The 6,678-nt window shown below is 55.5% G+C and carries 5 protein-coding genes; all 5 read left to right on the forward strand.

Annotation, left to right across the window (positions count from 1 at the left end):
* Positions 1-15: 15 nt before the first annotated feature.
* The 5 genes from JN414_RS11530 to paoC all read left to right on the forward strand — a co-directional run bounded on the left by JN414_RS11530 (position 16) and on the right by paoC (position 6,309).
* A complete protein-coding gene (locus tag JN414_RS11530; RefSeq protein ID WP_202208002.1) occupies positions 16-1,008 on the forward strand; it encodes an aldo/keto reductase in 993 nt (330 codons plus the stop codon).
* 202 nt (positions 1,009-1,210) lie between these two features.
* Positions 1,211-2,362, forward strand: coding sequence for a replication-associated recombination protein A (locus JN414_RS11535; protein WP_202208003.1), 1,152 nt, complete (start codon positions 1,211-1,213; stop codon positions 2,360-2,362).
* A gap of 166 nt (positions 2,363-2,528) precedes the next feature.
* The gene (gene paoA, locus JN414_RS11540; RefSeq protein WP_202208004.1) at positions 2,529-3,158 is read left to right on the forward strand and encodes an aldehyde dehydrogenase iron-sulfur subunit PaoA; all 630 of its coding nucleotides are present in this window, start codon (positions 2,529-2,531) and stop codon (positions 3,156-3,158) included.
* Entirely contained in the window at positions 3,155-4,108 is a 954-nt protein-coding gene (locus JN414_RS11545) for a xanthine dehydrogenase family protein subunit M (protein WP_202208005.1), read from the forward strand. The genes paoA and JN414_RS11545 overlap by 4 nt, the downstream gene beginning before the upstream one ends.
* Positions 4,105-6,309, forward strand: coding sequence for an aldehyde oxidoreductase molybdenum-binding subunit PaoC (gene paoC, locus JN414_RS11550; RefSeq protein ID WP_202208006.1), 2,205 nt, complete (start codon positions 4,105-4,107; stop codon positions 6,307-6,309). The genes JN414_RS11545 and paoC overlap by 4 nt, the downstream gene beginning before the upstream one ends.
* Positions 6,310-6,678: the final 369 nt, after the last annotated feature.

Raw genomic sequence — 6,678 nt, forward strand, 5'->3', positions numbered from 1 at the left:
TTGAGACAGATTACTATGAAATATCGTACATTGGGCAAGGATCTCAAAGTCTCCACACTTGGCCTCGGCTGCATGGGGATGACGGGGGTTTATGGCGAAGCCACTGACCGTGCCTCTATGATCAAACTGATCCACAATGCGTTCGAACATGGCGTCACGTTCTTTGATACCGCCGAAGCCTATGGACCGTTTGTCAACGAGGAGTTGGTAGGCGAAGCCCTTGTCCCTATTCGGGACAAGGTGGTTATCGCCACCAAGTTTGGCTTCGATATTAACCTGAAAACCGGTCAGCGCTCTGGTGGCGTTAATAGTCGCCCCGAGCATATCCGAGCTGTAGCGGAAGCAGCTCTAATGCGCCTGAAGACCGACCGGATTGATCTGTTCTATCAGCACCGTGTCGATCCCGACGTGCCGATCGAAGAGGTCGCTGATACGGTTAAAGAACTAATCTGGGAGGGCAAGGTCAAGCATTTCGGCCTCTCTGAAGCCAGTGTAAAAACAATTCGGAAGGCTCATGCCGTACAACCCGTCACGGCTGTACAGAGCGAATACTCCCTGTTTTGGCGTGCACCAGAAAAAGAACTCCTCCCCGCCCTTGAGGAACTTGGGATCGGTTTCGTGCCCTTCAGTCCACTCGGTGCAGGCTTTCTGACGGGCCAGATCACCATGGACACCAAATTCCCGCCGGGTGACTTTCGCAATCTGGTGCCGCGCTTCTCTCCAGAAGCACGTAAGGCCAACCTGGCTCTTGTGAGTATTGTAAAAGATGTGGCCAAACGTAAAGGAGCCACGTCAGCTCAGGTCGCACTGACGTGGCTTCTGGCTCAGAAACCGTGGATTGCCCCTATTCCCGGAACGACAAAGCTGTCACGCTTGGAAGAGAACCTTGGCGCCGTCGATCTTGTGCTTACTCCATCTGATCTTCAGGAAATCGACGCGGCAACCGCAAGGATCATCGTGCAGGGCGACCGGCTGCCTGAAGCCGTCCTAAAAATGACTGGCCTGTAAAAAGGCCACTTTTTCACAAAAGACCGTGGTAATCCCGCCCGGGTACCCTTAGCTGGTACCCGAACCTTAACTGGCCACCTGAACGGTAATCCTGACACGTCCCTGCTCCAATACTTACGTGACGAAATCGGTCTTACGGGTACAAAATTCGGTTTAGTATAGCTCTCCGCAGAGCAGCCACCATGCCTGCGCCCGGCCGGTCGTGACTGTCGGTGCCCCGGTTATAGCCATCGAGGCGGTAGCCGAAACATCAATCGCACGCACTGTCGGCAACATGCTTGGCAAGAATTTCCGGGCCCTTAACGCTACACGTGCCGGGGTCTCGGATATCCGCAAGCTGGCTGATGAAGCCCGTATGGTTCCCCTTCTGATCTTCGTTGACAAAGTCCAGAGATTTTCAGCAACCCAGACCGATGACCTTCTTGCCATCTGTGAAGAAGGCACGGCGGATTTTATCGGCGCAACAACTGGCAACCCCTACCACGTCCTTACCCCTGCTCTCGTCTCTCGTTCAACAATTCTGAAACTGGAGCCTCTGAACATTGAGGAGATGGAACTGGTTATCCAACGCGGAATAACCCATCTGCAAAACAACAGTGTAAAGATTGCGCTAACCCCTCCTCAGATCCGACTGATCGCCGGACGTTCCGGCGGCGATGCGCGACGTGCTCTGACAACACTTGAAAGCCTTGCAGTAGGACATACCCAAGCGATAGTGACTGTCACTGATGCCATGCTTGAGGAAGTCTATGCCGCGGCTCCCATCAACCATGACCGTTCGGGAGACGCGCATTATGACATTGTCTCGGCCTTCATTAAATCCATGCGAGGTTCAGACCCGGACGCAACGCTTTACTGGCTGGCATGCCTGATCGACGGAGGCGAGGATCCACGCTATATTGCACGACGGATCATGATCCATGCCTCTGAAGATGTAGGACTTGCCGATAACACCGCTCTGCAAACCGCGATTGCCGCAGCGCAAGCCGTTGAGAAAATCGGTTATCCAGAAGCGCAGATTGTTCTGGCCCATGCAGCGTTACATATCGCACGGGCCCCGAAATCAATGTCGGCATGCCGAGGCATTTCAAGTGCGCTACAGTATGTCGCAACTCAGCCTCCGGCGGCAGTCCCCCTGCATTTACGCGACGCCCATTACAAGGGAGCCGCAGCACTCGGCCATATCGGGTATCGCCTACCACATGACGATCCCAGAGGCTGGGTAGAGCAAGTTTATTCTCCAATACCTAAAGGGACATTTTATCAAAGTGATGCCCGCGATGCCGCAACGTTTGAAAAACGTGCCGACGATTATTGGAAACGCCTCACAGGCAATGCCCACAATCAAGAATGATTAATGATAAAGTCTATAAGCTTATGCGGAATGAACGAACAATCTGAACAGAACCTCTGCGGTCTGGATACGTTAGCTTAGCAGGCGATAGAATGCCCCAATCACCAAGTCAGCACTGAATGACGCTGGTGCCACCTGCTTTTAATGGCGAGCGAGGAACCCGATCATGACCTCTCAGACGATTAAGAGAGCGCGCTTTCCCCGTCGCACGGTTCTGGCAGGCAGCACTGCAACCATCATGGCCTCTGGCGTACCATTTGCTGAGGCTCAAACACAGGTGAGCGAAGGCATGGACGTTACATTCGAAGTCAACGGACGCGCTCACAGCCTTCGCCTGGATCCAAGAACCACACTTCTGGATGCCCTCCGCGAGCACCTGCTTCTGACCGGCACCAAAAAGGGATGCGATCATGGGCAATGCGGGGCCTGCACGGTCATTGTGGACGGTCAGCGCATCAATTCCTGCCTAAGCCTTGCGGTCATGCACGAGGGAGACAGCATTACAACGATCGAGGGTCTCGGGGACCCGGAGCATCTTCATCCGATGCAGGCCGCCTTTATTCAGCATGATGGTTATCAGTGCGGATACTGCACGCCCGGCCAGATATGCTCCGCCGTTGCCGTTCTTGATGAAATCAAGAGCGGCATTCCCAGTCATGTGACGAAGGATCTGCTCGGACCGATGGAGCATAGCGGTCTGGAAATGCGGGAGCGGATGAGCGGCAATATCTGCCGCTGCGGTGCGTATTCGAACATCGCAGAAGCCATGGCTGAAGTCGCGGGAGCGCAACCATGAAAGTATTTACTTATGAGCGTGCCCGGACACCTCACGAAGCGGTCACTGCCCTCGCCCGGACACCGGGAGCGCGTTTCATTGCAGGAGGGACCAACCTCGTTGATCTGATGAAACTGCAGATCGAAACGCCGGAACACCTGATCGATATCGGCCGGATTGGTCTGGACACCATTGATGACACCCCAGACGGGGGGCTCCGTATTGGTGCGCTTGTCCGGAATACGGATCTTGCAACGGATATGCGGGTTCGTCGCCATTACGGCGTCTTGAGCCGTGCCCTTGTTGCAGGTGCTTCAGGACAGCTACGGAACAAGGCAACGACATCCGGCAACCTGCTACAGCGCACACGGTGCTCCTATTTTTATGATCCGAACCAGCCCTGTAACAAACGCCAGCCTGGAGCAGGATGCGCGGCCATTGGGGGCGTCACCCGACAGCTGGGTATTATCGGGACAAGCGAGGCCTGTATTGCGACGCATCCCAGTGACATGGCCGTCGCCATGCGTCTTCTTGACGCCACTGTTGAGACCATAAACGTCCATGGGCAATCGCGTCGTATTCCCATTGCCGATTTTCACCATCTGCCGGGAAAAAGTCCGCATATCGAAACGTCTCTGAACCAGGATGAACTGATCACCTCCGTAACCCTCCCGCCCCCAGTGGGAGGACGTCAGTTCTATCGCAAAGTCCGTGACCGGGCTTCATATGCCTTTGCCCTCGTCTCGGTTGCAGCCATCATCCAGGAAGATGGTACAGGCAGGGTCGCTGTCGGCGGCATCGCGCCGAAACCGTGGCGTATCGAGGCTGCGGATTCAGAAATACCAAAGGGGTCGGAGGCTGTTGCAGCAAAGCTTCTGGCAGGTGCCTCCCCCACTGCGGAGAATGCGTTCAAGGTTTCGCTGGTGGAGCGCACTCTGGCAGCCGTCATTCAGGAGGCCAAGGCATCATGAAGTTCGATAGAGCCGCAGGTCAAAACCCCATTGATCAGTTACATGTTGTCGGCCATCCCCTGGATCGCATTGACGGACGTTTAAAGACAACAGGCACCGCACCTTATGCCTATGAACGGCATGACGTCGTCCCTCATCAGGCCTACGGCTATATTATCGGGAGCGCTTTCGCCAAAGGGCGGATCACCCGCATGGATGTCGCCCATGCAAAAGCCGCACCGGGCGTTCTGGCAATTGTCACAACGCTTGACATGCCCGCCTTGAAAAATGGCCCCATGAATACGGCAAAGCTCTTTGGTGGACCCGACATAACACATTACCATCAGGCCACTGCGATTGTGGTGGCCGAAACCTTCGAACAGGCACGCGCGGCAGCAGCTCTGATCGAAACAGAATATGACCACGATGAGGGTCAGTTCGATTTGAAACAGGCGCAACATGCCGCTCGCCCGGTGCAGGGTGCCAATGGATCTCGTGCGGACCGTGTTGGAGACTTTGAAAGGGCGTTTTCGGCTTCTGCAACGCGCTTGGATGAGACGTACACCACCCCCGATCAGACGCATGCCATGATGGAGCCCCATGCAACACTTGCCGCATGGGAAGGCGAAAAACTGACACTCTGGACGTCAAACCAGATGATTGCCTGGAACCGGCGCGATATTGCGACCGCCCTTGGCCTGTCGAAGGAAAATGTCCGGGTTGATTCCCCTTATATCGGGGGCGGTTTCGGCGGGAAGCTATTTTTGCGCTCTGACGCCGTGCTGGCGGCTCTCGGCGCCAAAGCTGCAGGACGTCCCGTCAAGGTTGCGCTCACCCGCCCCTTTATCATGAACAATACAACGCATCGGTCTGCGACGATCCAGCGCATCCGAATCGGTACGGATCGTGACGGCAGGATCACGGCTATTGCCCATGAAAGCACGTCGGGCAATCTTCCTCACGGGCGTCCGGAAGCCGCGATAGATCAAACCAAGCTGCTGTATGCGGGTGCCAATCGACTGACGGCGATGCGACTGGCTGTTTTGGATCTGCCTGAAGGGAATGCGATGCGGGCGCCTGGCGAAGCGTCAGGCCTGATGGCACTTGAAATTGCCATGGACGAGATGGCGGAACGGCTGCGCATGGATCCTGTGCGTTTCCGAATTCTGAATGACACGCAGGTCGATCCTGAAAAACTAGGACGGCCGTTTTCTCAGCGGCATCTCGTCGAGTGCCTGGAACATGGAGCCGAGAAATTTGGCTGGAGCCGTCGGAACCCCCGCCCCGCATCCGTGCGGGAGGGAGAATGGCTCATCGGCATGGGCGTCGCGGCAGGCTTCCGCAACAATCTCCTGACAAAATCCGGGGCACGCGTGCGTCTTGATTCGCAGGGGATCGTGACGGTCGAGACCGACATGACCGATATTGGCACAGGCACCTATACCATTCTTGCCCAGACAGCGGCGGAAATGATGGGAGTTTGCATCGATCAGGTCCGGGTCATTCTTGGTGATTCGGATTTCCCTGTATCGGCAGGATCCGGAGGCCAGTGGGGGGCCAACAATTCGGCTGCGGGCGTATATGCCGCATGCGTCAAACTGCGAGAAAATGTTGCGGAGAAACTGGGATTACCACCAGCCGAAGCGCAGTTCTCAGGCGGAAATGTCCATGTCGGTAACAGTGTTTTCCCCCTTGGACAGGCTGCACATGAGAGTGAACTGGTTGCCGAGGACACCATTGAATATGCTGACGTAGACAAACGATACCAGCAGTCCACCTTTGCAAGCCATTTCGTCGAAGTCGGTGTCAATGGATTTACCGGCGAAGTCCGTATCCGGCGGATGCTGGCCGTCTGCTCCGCAGGCCGCATTCTGAACCCCAAAACCGCCCGAAGCCAGGTCATCGGTGCCATGACCATGGGCGCTGGCGCAGCCCTCATGGAAGAACTGGCAGTCGATACTCGACGTGGCTTCTTCGTCAATCATGATCTGGCCGGTTACGAAGTCCCCGTACACGCTGATATTCCTCATCAGGACGTGATTTTTCTTGATGAAGTCGACCCCCTGTCCTCTCCCATGAAAGCAAAAGGGGTCGGGGAACTGGGGCTTTGTGGCGTGGCAGCAGCGATTGCCAATGCCGTGTATAATGCAACAGGGGTCCGTGTCCGTGATTACCCCGTCACGTTAGACAAGCATCTGGCTCACCTACCGCGTATGACTTGAACACTTCCGTAAAAGTTACACAACCCGGCCAACCACGAGTGGTTCAAACAGATTGATGTCTCTTTCCGAAGTGCCCTTTACTCTCTAACGCAAGAACAAATCAGCCTGTCGTTTGAAGCGTTCGAACATCATTTGAGAGCCATTAAGGGCTTGATGGTCTTCTTCAAGACTGATGGGGAAGCCGAGGCTTCCCCATCAGTACCCAGAGGCTGTTATCCGACCTGACGGAGTTCGGACAGAGCAGAGCGATCCTCCATCAGATAGGGTCCGCTGGACACGACCTGAATGGAAAGAATACCCGGTTCCCTGCTGCTATTTCCGCTTTGCAGCGGCAACGTCGCATCGCCATCTGTCCAGCGGTATGTGGAA

The organism is Gluconobacter sp. Gdi, assembly GCF_014132155.1.
In the GTDB taxonomy this organism is placed as follows: Bacteria; Pseudomonadota; Alphaproteobacteria; order Acetobacterales; family Acetobacteraceae; genus Gluconobacter.